The organism is Streptomyces sp. MUSC 14, from assembly GCF_001866675.1.
Lineage (GTDB): Bacteria > Actinomycetota > Actinomycetes > Streptomycetales > Streptomycetaceae > Streptomyces.
Window position 1 is genome coordinate 17383 of the sequence record NZ_MLYN01000014.1, and the last position, 17765, is coordinate 35147.

12 protein-coding genes are annotated in these 17765 nt (G+C 73.0%); 4 read left to right on the plus strand and 8 right to left on the minus strand.

Features of this window, described 5'->3' with window-relative positions; translation table 11 throughout:
- Positions 1–341: 341 nt before the first annotated feature.
- Positions 342–1868, minus strand: coding sequence for an MFS transporter (locus BIV25_RS07605; protein WP_071371407.1), 1527 nt, complete (start codon positions 1866–1868; stop codon positions 342–344).
- A 288-nt stretch (positions 1869–2156) separates the two neighbouring features.
- Here BIV25_RS07605 and BIV25_RS07610 point away from each other — a divergent pair, with 288 nt between their 5' ends.
- Both BIV25_RS07610 and BIV25_RS07615 read left to right on the plus strand, forming a co-directional pair.
- Complete coding sequence (locus BIV25_RS07610; RefSeq protein ID WP_071371408.1) at positions 2157–2681, plus strand: SRPBCC family protein; 525 nt, start codon at positions 2157–2159, stop codon at positions 2679–2681.
- Positions 2682–2801: 120 nt separating this feature from the next.
- The gene (locus tag BIV25_RS07615; protein ID WP_071371409.1) at positions 2802–3665 is read left to right on the plus strand and encodes a ribonuclease BN; all 864 of its coding nucleotides are present in this window, start codon (positions 2802–2804) and stop codon (positions 3663–3665) included.
- Here BIV25_RS07615 and BIV25_RS07620 read toward each other — a convergent pair.
- From BIV25_RS07620 to BIV25_RS07640, 5 genes are all read right to left on the minus strand, one after another.
- On the minus strand, positions 3662–6496 hold the full coding sequence (locus BIV25_RS07620) for an NHLP bacteriocin export ABC transporter permease/ATPase subunit (RefSeq protein WP_071371410.1): 2835 nt from the start codon (positions 6494–6496) through the stop codon (positions 3662–3664). The two genes, BIV25_RS07615 and BIV25_RS07620, sit on opposite strands and share 4 nt — an antisense overlap.
- Position 6497: 1 nt before the next feature.
- Entirely contained in the window at positions 6498–8747 is a 2250-nt protein-coding gene (locus BIV25_RS07625) for an NHLP family bacteriocin export ABC transporter peptidase/permease/ATPase subunit (RefSeq protein WP_079176487.1), read from the minus strand.
- On the minus strand, positions 8732–9535 hold the full coding sequence (locus tag BIV25_RS07630) for an HlyD family efflux transporter periplasmic adaptor subunit (protein WP_071371412.1): 804 nt from the start codon (positions 9533–9535) through the stop codon (positions 8732–8734). The genes BIV25_RS07625 and BIV25_RS07630 overlap by 16 nt, the downstream gene beginning before the upstream one ends.
- Positions 9536–9688: 153 nt before the next feature.
- Positions 9689–9904: a hypothetical protein gene (locus BIV25_RS07635; RefSeq protein WP_071371413.1), complete on the minus strand. Its 216-nt coding sequence runs from the start codon at positions 9902–9904 to the stop codon at positions 9689–9691.
- A 541-nt stretch (positions 9905–10445) separates the two neighbouring features.
- The gene (locus tag BIV25_RS07640) at positions 10446–10859 is read right to left on the minus strand and encodes a PaaI family thioesterase (protein ID WP_071371414.1); all 414 of its coding nucleotides are present in this window, start codon (positions 10857–10859) and stop codon (positions 10446–10448) included.
- 191 nt (positions 10860–11050) lie between these two features.
- Between BIV25_RS07640 and BIV25_RS07645 the strand changes: the two genes are divergently transcribed.
- The gene (locus BIV25_RS07645) at positions 11051–12478 is read left to right on the plus strand and encodes a S1 family peptidase (protein WP_256255658.1); all 1428 of its coding nucleotides are present in this window, start codon (positions 11051–11053) and stop codon (positions 12476–12478) included.
- 149 nt (positions 12479–12627) lie between these two features.
- Here BIV25_RS07645 and BIV25_RS07650 read toward each other — a convergent pair whose 3' ends face one another.
- A complete protein-coding gene (locus BIV25_RS07650) occupies positions 12628–14775 on the minus strand; it encodes a SpoIIE family protein phosphatase (RefSeq protein ID WP_071371416.1) in 2148 nt (715 codons plus the stop codon).
- Between the two features lie 330 nt (positions 14776–15105).
- Here BIV25_RS07650 and BIV25_RS07655 point away from each other — a divergent pair, with 330 nt between their 5' ends.
- The gene (locus BIV25_RS07655; RefSeq protein ID WP_071371417.1) at positions 15106–15717 is read left to right on the plus strand and encodes a response regulator transcription factor; all 612 of its coding nucleotides are present in this window, start codon (positions 15106–15108) and stop codon (positions 15715–15717) included.
- Positions 15718–15728: 11 nt separating this feature from the next.
- On the opposite strand, the gene BIV25_RS46530 is transcribed toward BIV25_RS07655, so the two are convergent.
- The gene (locus tag BIV25_RS46530; RefSeq protein ID WP_305729316.1) at positions 15729–17744 is read right to left on the minus strand and encodes an ABC transporter ATP-binding protein; all 2016 of its coding nucleotides are present in this window, start codon (positions 17742–17744) and stop codon (positions 15729–15731) included.
- Between the last annotated feature and the right edge of the window lie 21 nt (positions 17745–17765).

The following is a 17765-nucleotide window of genomic DNA, read 5'->3' on the forward strand; positions in this document are numbered from 1 at the left end:
GCCCGCCGGCTTCCGGGCACACAGCCGCTCCCCGGGTACGGCCCGTGGGGGGCCGTCCCGGGGAGCGGCGAAAAAACACCGGTTTCGTTCGGTGCCGTTACATCCGCGTCGAAGAGGCGTCTCACATGCCGGACGTTTCGGACACGCAGAGCGACGCGGCTCGGGCCTCCCGCCGGGGCCGACGTGGGTCCGCCAGGGCCGACACCGCCTGCCGAAGGCCCCCGTCTCCGCCCCGAACTGCCGTACGGCCAGCGGGCGTTGAGTGCCCCGCATGCTGACAGGCCGAGGGGCCGCCGTCTCCCTGCTGACGGCGGCCCCCCGGGGTTTTCGGCTCCCGGCGGTCACATGTGGACGACCGGAGCGGCTCCCGCGTCCTGCTGCGGCACCCCGCGCCGGTAGAGCAGGAAGGCGATCAGCGCGCCCGCGGCGAAGAGTCCCGCGGACCACCAGAACGCGGTCGTGTAACTCTCGATGGTCGCCTGTGCCTGCACCAGCTTGCTGGTGGCGTCGCGGCCGGACAGATAGCTGGTGGCGGCGGTCGAGGCGAGCGTGTTCAGCAGCGCCGTACCGATAGAACCGCCCACTTGCTGCATGGCGTTGACGGCCGCGGAGGCCACGCCGGCGTCCTCGGCCGCGACCCCGCCGGTGGCCAGCTGCATGGCCGGCGGCATGACCAGGCCGAGGCCGACACCGATCACGATCAGCTGGGGCAGCACCGCGCTCGTGTAGTGCGCGCCGAGGCCGATGCCGGTCAGCCAGGCCATGCCGGCCGTGGCGATCGCGAAGCCCAGCGGAATGACGGCCTTGGGGCCGATGCGGGGCAGCAGCAGGGTGGTGCCCACCTGGGCGGTCACCATCAGCGCGCCGACCATCGGCAGGAACGCCACACCGGTCTTCGTGGGGCTGAAGCCGAGGTTGAGCTGGAGGTAGTAGGTCAGGAAGAGGAACACGCCGAACATGCCCGCGCCGGTGATGAGCACCGCGATGTAGGAGGCGGCGCGGTCGCGGTCGAGCAGGATGCGCAGCGGCAGCAGCGGGTGGGCGGCGCGGGTCTGCCACCAGGCGAAGGTCGCGAGCAGCAGGCCGCCCGCGATCAGGAAGCCCCAGGTCAGCGGCGAGCTCCAGTGGTGGGTCTCGGCATTGGAGAAGCCGTACACCAGGGAGAACAGTCCGCCGGCGACCAGGACGGTGCCGGGCACGTCGAGCTTGGAGTTCACCGCGTCGCGGTGGTTGCTCAGCAGGAGCCAGCCGCCCGCGAAGGCGACGACGGCGATGACCACGTTCACGTACAGGGTCCAGCGCCAGTCGAGGGCGTCGGTCAGCACACCGCCGAGCAGCAGACCCACAGCGCCGCCGGCCCCGGCGATCGCGCCGTACACGCTGAAGGCGCGGGCCCGCTCCCGGGGGTTGGTGAAGGTGGTGTTGAGCAGCGACAGGGCGGCGGGCGCGAGCAGGGCGCCGAAGGCTCCCTGGAGGGCACGGGCGATCACCAGCATGGTGAAGCCGTTGGCGGCGCCGCCGAGCGCGGAGGCCCCGGCGAAGCCGACGACACCGACGAGGAAGGCGGGCTTGCGGCCGAAGAGGTCGGCTATGCGGCCGCCGAGCAGCAGCAGTGAGGCGAACGCGAGGGCGTAGGCCGTCACGATCCACTGCCGGCTGCCGTCGGAGAAACCGAGGTCGGTCTGGGCGGACGGCAGGGCGATGTTCACGATCGTGGCGTCGAGCACGACCATCAGCTGGGCGACGGCGACGACCGCGAGGATCCACCAGCGCTTCGCCGGGGCCGCGCCCGCTCCGGCGTCCGCACCGGCCTTGTCGATCCCGACGGCTCCGGCGCGGGAGCCCTCGGGGAGGGTCTTCTGGGACATGAACCACTCCAGGGAAGTCGTTCGGGACAGAACGAACGCGCCGATAGCGGCGGCGCGTAAACGAAACGGTTTCGTACACGTCGAGGCTAGAACACTCGCTGCGAAACGGCAACGTTTCGCTGGGTGTCGCGCGTCACGCGGGTCCGTGTTCCTTGACGGGCATATAACTGGTGACGCGCACCGAGCCGGCCGAGCACGTCCGAGCATCTGGACCCGGCCCCGGTCGCCTCCCTCGTCGCGACCTCGGACGACACCCCGCATCCCTCACCAGCGGAGGACTGAGCCCCCATGCCCGTCGACCTCACCGGCACGTATCTGACCCTGGACGACGGCCGCCCCGCCGTCCGGTTCACCCGCACCTACGACCACCCGGTGGACCGCGTCTGGCAGTTCGCCACCGATGCCGACGAACTGGAGCAGTGGTTCCCGTTCCGCGCCGAGATGGAGCCGCACCCCGGCGGCACCATCCGCTTCACCGACCCGAAGACGCCCGCGTTCACCGGCACGGTGCTCGCCGTCGAACCGCTGCGGCACCTGTCCTTCGAGTGGGGCGGCGACGAACTCCACTTCGACCTGGAGGCCGTCGGCGAGCGGCGCACCCGGTTCACCCTCACCCACGTGCTCGGCGAGACGAACACCGCCGCCCGCAACGGCGCCGGCTGGGAGGTGTGCCTCGCCGCCCTCGACGCCAGGGCGCGCGGCGAACGCTTCGAGGGCCCGCACGCCGGGGTCAGCGCGCCCTGGAAGGAGTTCTACGCCGCCTACCTCGACGCGGGCGTGCCGTCCGGGGCGCCGGTGCCGGGGCTGGACTGACGGGGGCGGGCCGGCCGCCGCACGGGGCGCCACGGCGGGCCGCCCCGGCCCGTGCGCCGTGTCCGGCACAGCGCGAGTTGCCCGGAGCGCGCGGGGGTGGATGAATCGGCTCAGGAGAGCATGGCGGTGGCGAGCCCGGGAGGAGCCGTGAAGCGGTGGCGGCACGGCCTGCACCGCGCCTGGCAGTGGCTCCGGGTGCGGGCCCTGTTCGAGCACGGCCGTGAGCTGGAACTGCTGCACCGGGCCATGGGGTTCGCCACCCTGGCGCTGGTGACGCTGGCCCCGCTGCTGATCGTGGTCGCCGCCGCCGACCCGCTGGCGAGGGGCGGCTTCGCCGCCTGGCTCACCGACGGCATGGGCCTGTCCGGCGAGTCCGCCCGCGCGCTCACGGACGTCATCAGCCCGTCGCACAACGTCATCGGCACGACGAGCGTCTTCAGCCTCGTGCTGCTCGGCGTCTTCGGTGTCACCTTCGGCGGCAGCGTACAGAACGCCTTCGAACGGATCTGGGGCCTGGCCTCCGGCCCCTGGCACCGGGTGTGGCGGCAGGCGACCTGGCTCCTGGTGCTCACCGCCTACCTCTACCAGGAGGCCGCCACCAAGACCGTGCTGTCCGGCGGGCAGCGGATCGTGCTGTCCGCGGTGACCGGTGTGCTCTTCTTCTGGTGGGGGCAGCGCTTCCTGCTCGGCGGCCAGGTCCACTGGCGCGCCCTGCTGCCCGGCGCCGTCGCCACCGTCCTCGGCCTCTCCGGCCTGCGCGCCTTCTCCTACCTCGTCTTCACGCCGCTGATCGTCACCAACGCGCTCAGCTACGGCGCGGTCGGCACCGTCCTCGTGGTCGAGTCCTGGCTGATCGGCGTCGGCTTCGTCCTCTACGGCGGAGCCCTGCTCGGCCGCTGGTTCTGCGAGCACCACTGGACCTCCCTGCGCCCCCACCGGGCCGGGAAGGCACCCCGAGCGCCGGGCGGCCCCGACGCCTCCTAGGCCATCTGCCTGCGCACCAGCTCGTGCAGCCGGCCCGCGGTGTCGGCGAGCAGCTCGGCCGGGCTGCCCTGCTGGACGACCTTGCCGTCCTCCATCACGATCACCCGGTCGGCGTCCAGGACCGTCGAGAGCCGGTGGGCGATGACGACGCGGGTCGCGTTCAGCTTGCGGGTGCTGTCGATGACGATGCGCTGGGTGTCGTTGTCCAGGGCGCTGGTCGCCTCGTCGAAGAAGAGGATGCGCGGGCGCCGGATCAGGGCCTGGGCGATCATCAGGCGCTGGCGCTGCCCGCCGGAGATCGCGCCGCCCGCCGCCACGATCGTGTGCAGCCCCATCGGCATCCGCTGGATGTCCTCGGCGAGGCCCGCCATCTCGGCCGCCGCCATCGCCTCCTCCGGCGTGTACGGCTCGGTGCCGCAGATGACGTCCAGGATGGAGCCGGTGAACGGCTGGGCGTGCTGGAGGACCACTCCGCACTGGCGGCGGACGGCGGACTGGTCCAGCGCCGCCAGGTCCTGGCCGTCGTAGAGGACACTGCCGGAAACCGGCCTGTCGAAGCCGATCAGCAGCCTCAGCAGGGTGGACTTGCCGCAGCCGCTCGGGCCCACGACCGCGACGAACTCGCCCGGCCGGATCGCGAAGGACACGTCGTCCAGGACCAGCGGGCCGTCGTCGGCGTAGCGGAAGGACAGGCGCCGGGCCTCCAGCGCGCCGGACAGCCGGCCCGGCCGGGTGCTCGCCGAGCGCACCTCGGGCGTCGCCTCGAAGACCGGCTTGATCTCCTCGAACAGCGGCAGCGCGGCCACCGCCGAGACGAAGGAGCCGGTCAGCTGGGTCACCGAGGTCAGCACCATCGTCACCGAGGTGTTGAAGGTGAGGAAGTCCGCCGCCGACATCGCGCCCTTCGCCGGGCCCGCCAGCAGCATGAACATCAGCAGTGTCACGATCGGCAGATAGACCGCGCCGAGCACCGACGACAGGTTCTTGATCCGGCCGACCTTCTGCTGGAGCTCCCGGCTGCGCGCGAACTCCCGTGCCCAGGCGGCGTACGCGTAGTTCTCGGCCGCCGCCACCCGCAGCTTGGGCAGCCCGCGCAGGGTCTGGAAGGCCTGGTTGTTCAGCTTGTTGCCGAGCACCACGATCCGCCGCTGCCAGCGCACCTGCCACAGCCCGAGCCCGAGGAACACGGCCCCGATGACGACGAGCATGCCGAGCGCCGCCATCGCCATCGGTACGCTGTACCAGAACAGCATGCCCAGGTTCATCGCGCCGACCGTCACCGACTGCGCGACCACCGGTCCGACGCCCGCCAGCAGCCGGCGGATCGTGCTGATGCCCATGGCGGCACTGGCCAGTTCACCGGTGGAGCGCTGGGTGAAGAAGCGGGTGGGCAGGCGCAACAACCGGTCCCAGACGGCCGGTTGGAGCGCCGCCTCGATACGGCCCTCCAGGCGCAGGATCGACAGGTTCTCCAGCAGGGTGAAGGCCGCCGCCACCACACCGCTCACCATCACGGCCAGGCACATCTGGACGATCAGACCCGACTGCGCCGTCGGCACGTACTCGCCGAGCACCTTGCCGGTCGCGACCGGGACCAGCGCGCCGATCGCCACCGTCACCAGCCCGGCGAGGAGCAGCGCGACCAGGTCGCCGCGGGTGCCCTGGAGACTGAACCGCAGCAGGCCGAGCGGGGTGAGCGCCTTGTCCGGCAGCGGCCGGTAGAACATCACCGCGCGCGGCTCGAACTCCTCCGCGTTCGCCTTCTCGACCGGCGTCTCGCGCCCCGTGCCCGGATGCACGGCCACATAGCCGCCGCGCCGCCACAGCAGCGCGACCGGCGCCCCGGACAGCGCCCGGTGCCCGACCAGCGGGCCCGCGTTCTCCCGCCACCAGCGCCCGTCCAGCCGTACGGTGCGGGTGCGCACCCGGGAGGCGAGGGCCACCCGCTCGACCGGGTCCAGGCGTTCGCTCTCGGTGCTGCTCTGCGCGGGCTCGGCCAGGGTGATCCCGGCCGCCTCGGCGACCAGCTTGCAGGCCGCGTACCCGGCGTCCGCGTCGGCGGCCGTGGTCCGGCGGGCCGAGCGGCGGCCGATGGAGGCGAGCAGCGTCCGGTCGGCCTGGGCGCGGACCTCCTCACCGGCCTTGATGCCGGCGGCGGCCCGCGTCTCGTGGGTGCGCTCCAGCTGCTCGATCCACCGGTCCAGCGCGGTCAGCAGCCGGTACTGCTGGTCCACCATGGACTGCCACAGCGCCGGGTCCATCAGCAGGTCGGCGGCGGCCTCCGTGCCGTACAGCGAGCCGTACTGCACGCTGCCCGGCGGCACCTGCATCCAGAACACGTCGTCGTCCGCCGGCGCCTGGGAACGGTCCTCGGCCATCGGGGCCTGGAAGAGGACGGACAGACCGCGGCCGACGCCGAGCGCGACCGCGTACTCCAGCGGGCTGGTGGCGGGCGGGACGTACTGCGGGTTGCCGTACTCGTCGTAGGACCAGGTCTGGGTGTTCGCGGGCTGGTACAGCTCGCGCAGGCTGATCCGGTGCAGCGCACAGTCGCGCACCGGGCGGGCCACGAGGGTGTGCTGGGGTCCGGCGACCGGGCCGAGCAGCAGCGCGCCCGCCTCCAGCCGGCCCAGGTGGTGCCAGTGGCCCTGCTCGGCCGCGTCCACCGCGAACAGGTCCAGGGCGCCGGCCGCGACCAGCCACAGCACCTGCGGGCCCTCCAGGTCGACCCGGTTGAACCCGGCGCAGTCCACGCGTGCGCCCAGCGAGCCGAGCGCGCCGAGGACGAGGTCGCCGGCGTACCCCTCCTGCCCTTCCTGCACAGTCGTCATCTCACCGCTCCCTGACCAGTGCCGCGTACGCGCCGCCGTGCGCCACCAGCTCCTCGTGCCGCCCGCGTTCGACGACCGTGCCGTGCTGGAGCACCACGATCTCGTCGCTGTCGCGGACCGTGCTCAGCCGGTGCGCGATCACCACACAGGCGCAGCCGCGCCGGCGCAGGTTGTCCATCACGACCAGCTCGGTCTCCGCGTCCAGCGCGCTGGTCACCTCGTCCAGCACGAGGATGCTCGGCCGGCGCACCAGCGCCCGCGCGATCTCCAGGCGCTGGCGCTGCCCGCCGGAGAAGTTGTGGCCGTCCTGCTCGACCTTGCTGTGGATGCCGCCGGGCCGGCGCATGACGACGTCGTACAGCGCCGCGTCCTTCAGCGCCTCCACCACGGACTCGTCCGGGACGGACGGGTCCCACAGGGCGATGTTGTCGCGGACCGAGCCCTCGAAGAGGAACACGTCCTGGTCGACGAAGGAGACGGAGGAGGCGAGCGCCCCGCGCGGGATGTCGTCCAGACGGCGGCCGTCGATGCGGATCACACCGTCCCAGGGGGCGTACAGGCCCGAGATCAGCCGGGAGACCGTCGACTTGCCGCTGCCGGAACCGCCGACCAGCGCCACCTGCTGCCCCGGGCCCACGGCCAGGTCGAAGCCGCTCAGCAGCGGCTTGTCCAGCGGGCTGTAACCGAAGGTGATGTTCTCCAGCTCGATGTGCCCGTGCAGCCGGCGCGTGGAGTCGCCGCCGCCACCGGGGCGGGCGTAGAGCGGATCGGCCTGGAAGTTCTCCACGTCCTTCAGCCGGGCCACGTCGGCCGCGAAGTCCTGGATGCGGCCGGCCACGCCGTTGAGCCGGGTGAGCGGGGCGGTGAAGCGGGCCACCAGCGACTGGAAGGCGACCAGCAGACCGATCGAGATGTGCCCCTCGACGGCCTTCATGCCGCCGATCCACAGGATCAGCGCGCTGTTGAAGGTGGCCAGCGTCGGCGCGACCACGCCGAGCCAGGCGCTCGGCACGCCAAGGCGCTGCTGCTCCTCCAGCGTGGTGGCGTGCTGCCCGGCCCACTTGCGGAAGTAGCCGTCCTCGCCGCCGGTCGCCTTCATCGTCTCGATCAGCTGAAGGCCGGTGTACGACGTGTTCGTCAGCCGTGCCGTGTCCGCGCGCAGCTTCGCCGTCCGGGTCGCCCGCAGCCGTACGACGAGGCGCATGGCGACCACGTTGAGCAGGGCCACGCCGATGCCGACGAAGGTGAGCTGCGGGTCGTAGGTGTAGAGCAGCACCGCGTACAGCACCACGACGATCGCGTCCACGCCGGCCGCCGCGAGGTCGCGGGCCAGCGTCTCGGCGACCTGGTCGTTGGACTGCAGGCGCTGGACGAGGTCGGCGGGGGAGCGCTGGGAGAAGAACGTGACCGGCAGCCGCAGCAGATGGCGCAGGAAGCGGGCGCTGGACAGGGTGGAGGAGATGATCCGGCCGTGCAGCAGGTTGGCCTGCTGGAGCCAGGTCAGCACCAGGGTGAGCAGCACACAGGTGCCCATCGAGGCGAACAGCACGCCCAGCAGGGACGTCCGGCCGCCGATGAGGAACGTGTCGATGTACGTGCGGCTGAGCGCGGGCACCGCGGCGCCGACCGCGACCAGCAGCAGGCTGGCGAGGACGGCGGCGGGCAGGGTGCCGGCGGTGCCGCGCAGCCGGGCCGGCATTGCGCCGAGCACGCCCGCCTTGCGCCCGCCCTTGCTGAAGCCGTCGCCCGGCTCCAGTACCAGCACCACACCGGTGAAGGAGCCGTCGAACTCCTCCATGGGCACGAACCGGCGGCCCTTGGCGGGGTCGTTGATGTAGACCCCGCGCCGGCCGAAGCGGCGGCCCATGCCGTCGTAGACGACGTAGTGGTTGAACTCCCAGAACAGGATGGCCGGTGCCGCGACCTCGGCGAGCGCGGCCAGGTCCATCTGCATGCCCTTGGCGGTCAGGCCGTAACCGCGTGCCGCCTTGAGGAGGTTGGAGGCACGCGAACCGTCGCGGGAGACGCCGCAGGCGATGCGCAGCTCCTCCAGCGGGACGTGCCGGCCGTAGTGTCCGAGGATCATCGCGAGGGAGGCGGCGCCGCACTCGACGGCCTCCATCTGGAGGACGGTGGGGGTGCGGACCGTGCCGCCGCGGGGCCTCGGCACCGGTCGCTTGGCCGGGGCGGCGCGTCTGCGGCCACGGGTGTCCTGGCCGGTTCCTGTCTGTGGGCTCACGGCAGCAGCCAATCGATCGGACGCTGGTCGGCCAGCTTGACCGAGGCGGAGGCGAGGGTCATCGAGTCGAGCCCGAACGGCGGCCCGTCGGAGGTGGACCAGCGGTAGCCGCTCTTCGTCGCCGACGTGTCCAGGGCGACGGTGACGGCCACCGGGCGGCCCTTGCGGGTGAACTGCTCGCCGAGCTGGCTGTCGCCGAGGAACGCGGCGATCGACTGGGCGGACTGCGCCTCGCGGTCCACCGACGTCACCTGGCCGCGCAGCACGCCGTACGTCTGTGTCGGCACCGAGGAGACGGTGAGGTCGACGGAGGCGTGCGCGGGGATGGTGGCGGCGTCCTCGGCGGGGACGTACACGGTCGCGTACAGCGGATCGGAGGCGTGGGCGACCTTCTCCACGGAGGCGACGTTCGTGCCGGTCTGGATGATCTGCCCGATGGTGGCGGCGAGCGCGCTGACGCGGCCCGCGGCGACGGTGCGGACGACCGAGTCGCCCTGCACGGTACGGACCTTGAGCACCGGCGCGTTCGCGGGCAGCTGCTCGCCCTGCCGCGCGAGAACGGCCGTGACCTGGCCGGAGACCGGGCTCTGCAGGAGGTAACTGCCCTGGCCGTGCGTGAGGATGGCGGGCGCGCCCACCGTGGAGGCGACCGAACCGGTCACCGCCCAGACGGAGGCCGCGGCCATGACGACGACGGTGACCCCCAGCGCGAGCCAGCCCTGGGGACGGGCCAGGCGCACCGGAAGGTCCAGCTCTTCCGGCGACTGGAGCTTGGCGAGGGCCTGTTGGCGGAACTGCACGGGACTTCCCTCACCCGAGAGGAGACAGCGTTACGACACAGGGCCGGGCACCCGCCGAAGAGCCGGGCGATACGGTCCGGCTTCCGTGGGCGGGCACCCGAGAGCCCCGGAGCCGGGAAACGGCTCCGGGACTTCGGTTGGCACTGGGCGCGATCAGAGACCGGCGACCAGGTTGGTGACCGGCGCGACGTTCAGGCCGGTGACACCCTCGACGGTGCCGACGACGGTGTTGACCAGGCCGGAGACCGGGGCGATGCCGTTGACGGCGCCCGTCACGGTGTTGAGGGCGTTCACGGACAGACCGCCGGAGACGTTGTCCAGCTCGGCGTCCGAGATCTCGACGGTCTCGACCTGGGGGGTGGAGTTCATGATGGAACTTCCCTTCCTAAAGGATATTTCACAAGGGGGGAGCGGCCCCCTCTGGGGACAGACGGACGGCCGCGACCCGCGGGCGGCCGACCCCCGTGGCCCGGAGGTCGCAGTGCCCTGCGGTGCGATGGATCAAAGCACGCAGGCTGGGCACGCTTCCAATCAATCAACGCGCTCACCAGGGCACTTGGTCCGGGAACGGGTTCATCCGTGCAGGTGCGTGCACGGGTTGTCGGCGCTTCCTTCACAAGCCGCGCGGCATCGTCGCAATCGCTTGCTGCTCTTCCCCTTGTCTTACCGACGGCGAATCCGGCACTCCGCGCCAATGCCGTGTCCGGGGACGCGGGTATGTGCAGATCCCCCGCCGTCGGTGACCCGCTTGGGTATTCGATGTGCAGATTCGCTGAAGCCGGGATTCCGGTATGTACGCGGAACGGACCGTTACCGATCAGTAGCGGACCGTGTCGGATCGGGGTGCGCCCAGAGTCGACTGAGAGCTGATCGGGAGTCGGCCGGAGGCCGGGCGGGAGCCGACCGGGCGTCAGTCCAGGAGCGCGTACACGGTGCTGGTCCGGGCGGCCAGCGCCCCTGACTCCGCGTCGGACAGTGTGACGTCCGCGAACGCCATCCGGCGGCCCAGTTTCGTCAGGACCGCTTCGATCAGGACATCCGCGCCGGTCACCGGGCGCTGGAACGACGTGGACTGCTGCACCGTCGTCATCGGCACGAAGGCGCCCCGCGCGGCCGACACCGCGATCACCGTCGCCGTGTCGGCGGCCGCCATGAGCGCCTGCCCCGACAGCCCGCCGCCCTCCCGGGCCAACCGCTGCGACCAGGGCAGACGCAGCACCGCCCGGTCCTCGCCGATGCCTTCGACGCTCAGCCCGAGATCGCGCACCCAGGGTGCGAAGCGGTCGGCGAGGATCTTGTCGGCTTCGGCGGTGGTCATCGTCATATGGGCGATTGTTCCCAGCCGTCCCCGCCGCCACGCACCCCGCGGCCGACCCTGGCCGATTCACCCACCCCGTACGGCAGTTGAGCCGCCCGTTTGAACACGGCGCGCGCCCGGTGCGTACGTACGGCCATCCAGGCGCCGAACCGAACTGCCCATGAGCGGCAGACCCCCGTCCCCAGGAGGTCGAGAAGTTGAGTCACAAGCGAATGCCCAAGCGCAAGGCCGCGATAGCGGTGGGCGGTGTCGCGGCGCTCGGAGCGGCGGCTCTCCTGCTGCCCAACGCCATGGCGTCCCAGGACAAGAGCGACACGAACGCCGCGGGCACCCTCGGCACCGCCCGGACCCTGAAGGCCTCGGACGCCTCCGGCCTCGCCACCCAGCTGGAGAAGACCCTCGGCACCGCCTTCGCCGGCTCCTACTACGACAGCGCCAAGCAGCAGCTCGTCGTGAACGTGGTCAACGGCGACAACAACCTGACGGCCCAGGCGCAGAAGGCGGGCGCGATCGTCCGCGAGGTGCAGAACAGCACCAAGGCGCTGAAGACCGCGGCCGGGACGCTGAAGAGCAAGGCGACGATCCCCGGCACCTCGTGGGCCGTCGACCCGCGCACCGACAAGATCCTCGTCACCGCCGACTCCAGCGTCACCGGCGCCAAGTGGAACAAGCTGCAGTCGGCCGTGCAGAGCCTCGGCTCGGGCATGGCGACCCTGAAGAAGTCCGCCGGCTCCTTCAAGACCTTCGTCTCGGGCGGCGACGCCATCTTCGCCCAGACCCAGCAGGGCGGCGTCCGCTGCTCCCTCGGCTTCAACGTCACCGCCTCCGACGGCAGCCCCGCCTTCCTGACGGCCGGTCACTGCGGGGTCGCGGCCAAGGACTGGTCCGACTCGCAGACCGGCCAGCCGATCGCCACCGTCGACCAGGCCAAGTTCCCGGGCAACGACTTCTCGCTCGTCAAGTACAACGACAAGACCACCCAGGCGCCCAGCGAGGTCAACGCCGGCAACGGCCAGACCGTGCAGATCACCAAGGCCGCGGACGCCACCGTCGGCGAGACCGTGTTCCGCATGGGCTCCACCACCGGCCTGCACAACGGCCAGGTCACCGGCCTCGACGCCACCGTGAACTTCGCGAGCGAGACCGTCCCGGGCGGCACCGACACCGTCAACGGCCTCATCCAGACCAACGTGTGCGCCGAGGCCGGCGACAGCGGCGGCTCCCTGTTCACCCAGGACGGCAGCGCGGTCGGCCTGACCTCCGGCGGCAGCGGCGACTGCACGAGCGGCGGCGAGACCTTCTTCCAGCCGGTCACCGCGGCTCTCCAGGCCACCGGCGCGACGCTGGGCGCCGGCGGCAACGCGGGCAACGGCGGCGGCGCGGGCGACCAGTCCGGCTCCGCCGCCCCTTCGGCCTCCGCGAGCGACCCGGCCGGTGCCGGCGGCAGTCAGATCGGCGGCTCCGCCGACCCGTCCGCCTCGGCCACCGACCCGTCCGGCAGCGGCAGTGCCAGTGGCAGCGGCAGTGACCAGTCCGGCGCAGGAACCGGCACCGGCACCGGGACCGGCGACCAGTCCGGCAGCGGCACCGCGAACGACGGCTCGTCCCTTCCCGGTTCGAACTGAGCCCTGAGCCGCCCGGCTCGCCCCGACGCCCCGACCGGCCTCACCCGCGGTTCCCGGCCGGCGGGGTCATGGTCCGGCCCTCCGGCGGGAGGGCCGGACCCGTCTGCCGTACGGGTCCCGTACGTACGGGGAACCCGGGGTGAAGGGAGTCAGGGACCGGGGCAGGCCCGCAGCAGCAGCACCGCCACGTCGTCCGCCCGCCCCCGGGCCGCCGTGCTTTGCCGGACGACCTCGTCCGCCAGCTCCTCCAGCGGCCGGTGCCCGCACTCCGACAGCAGCCCGCCGAGGTCGACCAGCGCGTCCTCGATGTCGACGCCGGGCGACTCCACCAGACCGTCGGTGTAGAGGACCAGCACCGAACCCGGCGCGAGGGACACCTCGGTCGTCGGATACACGGCGGCCGCGTCGATCCCGAGCAGCGGGCCGCCCGCCAGGTCCAGCACCCGCACCCGGCCGTCCGGGCGCCTGAGCAGCGGCGGCGGATGGCCCGCCCGTGCCATCACGGCCCGCCGGCGCGCCGGATCCAGCCGCAGGTACAGACAGCTGGCGAACAGTTCCGCGCCGAGGTCGATCAGCAGCCGGTTGGTGCTGCTCATCACCTCGTGCGGGTCCTGCCCGACCGTGGTGTACGCCCGCACGCCGGTACGGATCTGCCCCATCAGGCCCGCCGCCGTCACGTTGTGCCCCTGGACGTCCCCGATCACCGCCGACGACAGCGGCAGCGTCGGCACCAGGTCGTAGAAGTCCCCGCCGATGTCCATGCCGTGCATGGCCGGCAGATAGCGGGCGGCGGCCTCGATGCCGGGCGGCGGCACCAGCGAACTGGGCAGCAGTGCCTGCTGGAGGCCGTGCGCCAGCCGGTGCTTGGCGTCGTAGAGCCGGGCCCGCTCCAGCGCCTGCGCGATCAGCCCGCCGAGGGAGGTCAGCACGGCCCGCTCGTCGGCGGAGAAGACATGCGGCGCTGCGTACGCCAGCACGCACGTGCCCACCGGCCGCCCGGACGCGATCAGCGGCAGATACGCCCAGGCCGCGAAGCCGTCCGGGGTGTCGTGCCGGTCCGGATACAACCGCTCCAGCTGCTCCCGCGAGTCGAAGAACGCGGGTACCCCGCTCATCAGGGCATGCGTGCCCGGGGTGCGCTCGGCGAGCGGCCGCCCGTCGAAGCGCTCGACGACGCCCGGATCGGCGTATCCCCGGTGCCCGAGCACATGCAGCCGCCCGCCCTGCGAGCCGAGGATCACCACCGCCTGCCCGCCGACCGCCGGGGTCACCTCGTCCCACACCAGCTGCACCACGTCCTGCACGCCCACCGCCTCGGTCAGCGCGCCCGCGAGGCTCAGCACCTGTGAGATCGTCACCAGCCGGGACGGCTGCGGACCGGCCCGCGGCGCCTCCTGTGCCATCTCCGCCACCGCCCGGGCCCGGGTGATCCGCACGCTCAGCCCGCTCCGGCTGGGATACATCCGGAACGACAGCCACTCGCCCGGCGGACGCAGTGCCACGAACGACGTCACCTGCTGGCTGATCAGCGCGCCCCGGTAACGTTCCTCGTACATCGGGTCGTCGAGCCAGGGCACCGACGCCCACGGCAGCGTCCCGAGCAGTTCCCCGGTGGTGCGGCCGAGCAGTTCGGTGGCGGCCGCGTTGGCGAACGCGATCCGGCCGTTCAGATCCAGCGACAGCAGCCCGTAGGGCAGCCGGGCCACCATCCGCGCCGCCTCGGCGGAGCCGGTCGTACCCGCCACCGCGACCGCCGGCACCGGCACCGGCAGCACGTCGGCCTCGGGGCCGAGCGGCCGGTTCTCCGCCACGGCCCGTTCCAGCCGCAGGGCCAGCCGGTTGCAGGCCGCGGTCAGATCCGCGCGCTCCACGTCCGACAGCTCCGGCGGATGCGCACCCGGCCAGGTCACGAACACCGCGCCGTACAACCGGTTCTCGGTCGCCACCGGCACCGCGGCCAGCGCGAACGGATACGGCAGCACGAGCGCGATCCGCGGATACCGGCCGGCCATCTCCTCCTCGCCCCCCACCCACACCAGCCGCCGCTCGCGCGCCGCGTCGGCGACCGGGAGCCGCGCGCTCAACCCGACCCGCTCCCACGGCGCCGCGAACGCCCGCGGCATGCCCGCGTGCACCGCCATCTCCAGGACCGGCCGGTCGGGCCTGAGCAGATACACCGCGCCGGAGTGGGCGCGGACCTCCTCGATCATCGAGGCCAGGGCGAGCGACAGCACCGGCCGGGCGGCCACCGTGTCCTCGGCCGCCGGTACCGGCCCTGAGCCCGGCCCGTCGGACACGCCACCACCTCCTCGTACGGCCGCGCGTCGCGCCCCGGGCACCAGACTCCCTCGCGGGAGCGCGCCGCGCACGGCGAGCGCCCCGGTCCCGGCCCTGGCCGTCCGCGCCACGGCCCGGACGCGTGCCGAGGACATCGGAAGCGCGGACGGCGTACGGGCGCTCCGCGTGCGCCCCCGCGCACCCTGATGGCCGATTCTCCGCGCCCGTGAACGCGGGACGCGCCCAAGAATGGGCAGGCGCGCGGGGACGAGGGGGTACGACGGGACGGGCCGCGGCAATGGGGCCGGGCGATGAGCACGCGGTACGACGAGCTTGCGAGGGGGCGGGCAGTGATTCGGTTGCTTCTGGTGCACGACGCGTGTCTGGTGCGGGCGGTGCTGGCGGAGTGGCTGGGCCGGGAACCGGGGCTGGACGTGGACGACACACCGTGGCGCTCGGCCGCGGCGCGGATCCGGTCGGTGTCGCCGGACGTGTGCGCGGCGGACCTGGACTGCGTCGACGGCCATGGCATACCGCCGCTCGGCGATCTGTCCCCGGCGCGGTCCGGGGCCGGCCGGCCGCCGGCGCTGGTGGTCATGGCCCACGCGAACCGGCCGGGTCTGCTGAAGCGGGCCGCCGAGGCGGGCGCCCTCGGCTTCGTCGACAAGGCGGGCTCACCGGACCGACTGCTGCGCGCGATCCGCAGCGTCGCCGCGAGGGAACGTTTCGTCGATGCCTCACTGGGCTTCGGCTTTCTCCAGGCGGCCCAGATGCCACTGACGAGACGCGAGCTGAGCGTGCTGTCGCTGGCGGCCGGGGGCGCGTCGATCGCGGAGATCGCCGGAAGCCTGCACCTGTCCCACGGCACGGTCCGCAACTACATGGCGTCGATCACCCGCAAGACGGGCGCGCGCAATCGGATCGACGCCATCCGCATATCGCGTGGGGAAGGGTGGCTGTGACCGGTGCCCGGCTAGCGGGGGAGCGTGGTGGTCGGCGACGGGGGTCGCCCGGCGGTGAGCTGCCGGTACAGGGACGAGGTGCGCAACAGGTCGTCGTGGGTGCCGCAGGCGGTGCGCGCACCGTCCATGACCAGGATCCGCCCGGCACGGCGGGCCGAACCGAGCCGGTGGGCGACGACCAGCAGTGTGCCGCCCGGACGCCCGGCGAAGGCCCGCTCGGCGCGTGCCTCGGCCGCCGGGTCGAGATGGCAGGTCGCCTCGTCGAGCAGGGCGAGCGGGGCGGCCGAGAGGTAGGCCCTGGTCAGCGCGATCAGCTGGCGCTCGCCGGCGGACAGCGCCGCCGGCTCCACCCGGGCGCCCGGCCCGCCCAGCGCCCGCAGCAACGGGGTCAGCCCGACGGCATCGGCCGCAGCCAGCAGCTCGGCCTCCGGCACGGGGCCCGCCCGGAAGAGGGCCAGGTTCTCGGCGAGGGTGCCGCCGTGGACGTAGGCCTCCTGAGGGATGAGGACGGTTGCCTGCGGCGCGGGTACGGGGTTGCCGTGCACGCGGATCGTGCCCTGGTCCGGGGTGAGCAGCCCGGCGATCAGGCCGGTGAGCGTCGACTTGCCGATGCCGCTTGGCCCTACGACGGCCAGATGGGCGCCTGTGGGGAGGCTGAGGTCGAGACCGTCGAGGACCGGCTCGCAGGCGGGGCCGTAGGCGAAGGAGAGGGAGGTCAGGGCGAGGGCGGGTACGGGGGCGGTGGCGGGTGCTGCGGTCGTGTGCCGGGCGCGGGAGGGTTGCGGCTGCTTGCGCCCCTCGGCCGGCTGTGTCTGTGCGCGGGGGAGTGTGTGCGGCGTTGGGCCGGTCCGGCGGCGTGGTGCCGCGGTCGGGCGGGAGCGGTTGGTGTGGAGGCTGCGGATTGGGCTTTCCCGGTCATGGCCGTCGGCCGGCAGCGTTTGGGTGCGCGGGAGCGTGTGCGATGTCGGGCCGGTCAAGCGACGCAGTAGCGCTGTCAGGCGGGAGCTGCCGGTGCCGGGGTGGTGGGTGGGGTTCTGGGGTGTGGGGTGTGGGGGCTGGGTGTCCTGGTCGTGGCCGTCGGCCGGCTGTGTTCGGGCGCGCGTGAGGGTGTGCGGTGTCGGGCCGGTCAGGCGGCGTAGGACCACCGTCAGGCGGGAGCCGCTGGTGCCGAGGCCGTGGACCAGGTTCTGGAGTGCGGGGAGCAGGGACTGGGTGACGTAGGCGAGCGCGCCGACCAGGGCGCCCGCGCTCACGCCGTGGCGCAGCAGCCAGGGGGTCGTCACCAGGAGCAGTACCACGGGCAGTTCGCCGCCGACGGCCAGCGCCGCCGTGCGGGTCAGGCTCCAGCGGGCCAGGGCGCGTGCGGTCGCCAGCTCGGCGTCGATCCGTCGTCCCAGGTCCGCAGCGACGCGCTCCTCGGCGCCGCACGCCGTGACGTCCCGCAGCCCCGGGCACAGCGTGCCCAGCTCCCGGGCGAGCGCCTCGTCGGCGGTGAGGAACGCCTCCTGACGGCGGGCCAGCGGCCGGAGGGTCACGGCGAACAGCGCCACCCCGGCCAGCAGCGGGGGCAGGACGACGGGCAGCAGCAGCGGGGCCAGTGAGAACAGACCGATCAGGGCGCCGGCGGCGGTGAACAGGAACGAGCGCGACACCATCACCACACCCGCGAGCGTGTCCCGGGCCAGCTCCACCTGCTGGGTGAGCCCGGACAGCGCACCCGGGTCCGCCTCCCGCACCCCCCGCCCGACCACGGCGGTCACCAGCCGGTCCCGGGCCGGTTCGACCAGCTCGGCGACCACGCCGTAGACCCGCCCGGTCCCGTACGCCCCGGCGCACACCGCGAGCCCCGCCGCCCCCAGCCACCCCAGGCCGGTCCGCACACTTCCGGCCAGGAACCCGGCGTCCAGCGCTCGCGCGAGCGCGTATCCGACGAGAAAGGTCTGCCCCGCCTCCAGCACGGACCACGCCCCGAGCCGCACCAGGACCCGCCACCGGTCCCGCAGGAACCGGGCCGCCGCTCTGCGCACGCCGCTCAACCCCCTTCCCTG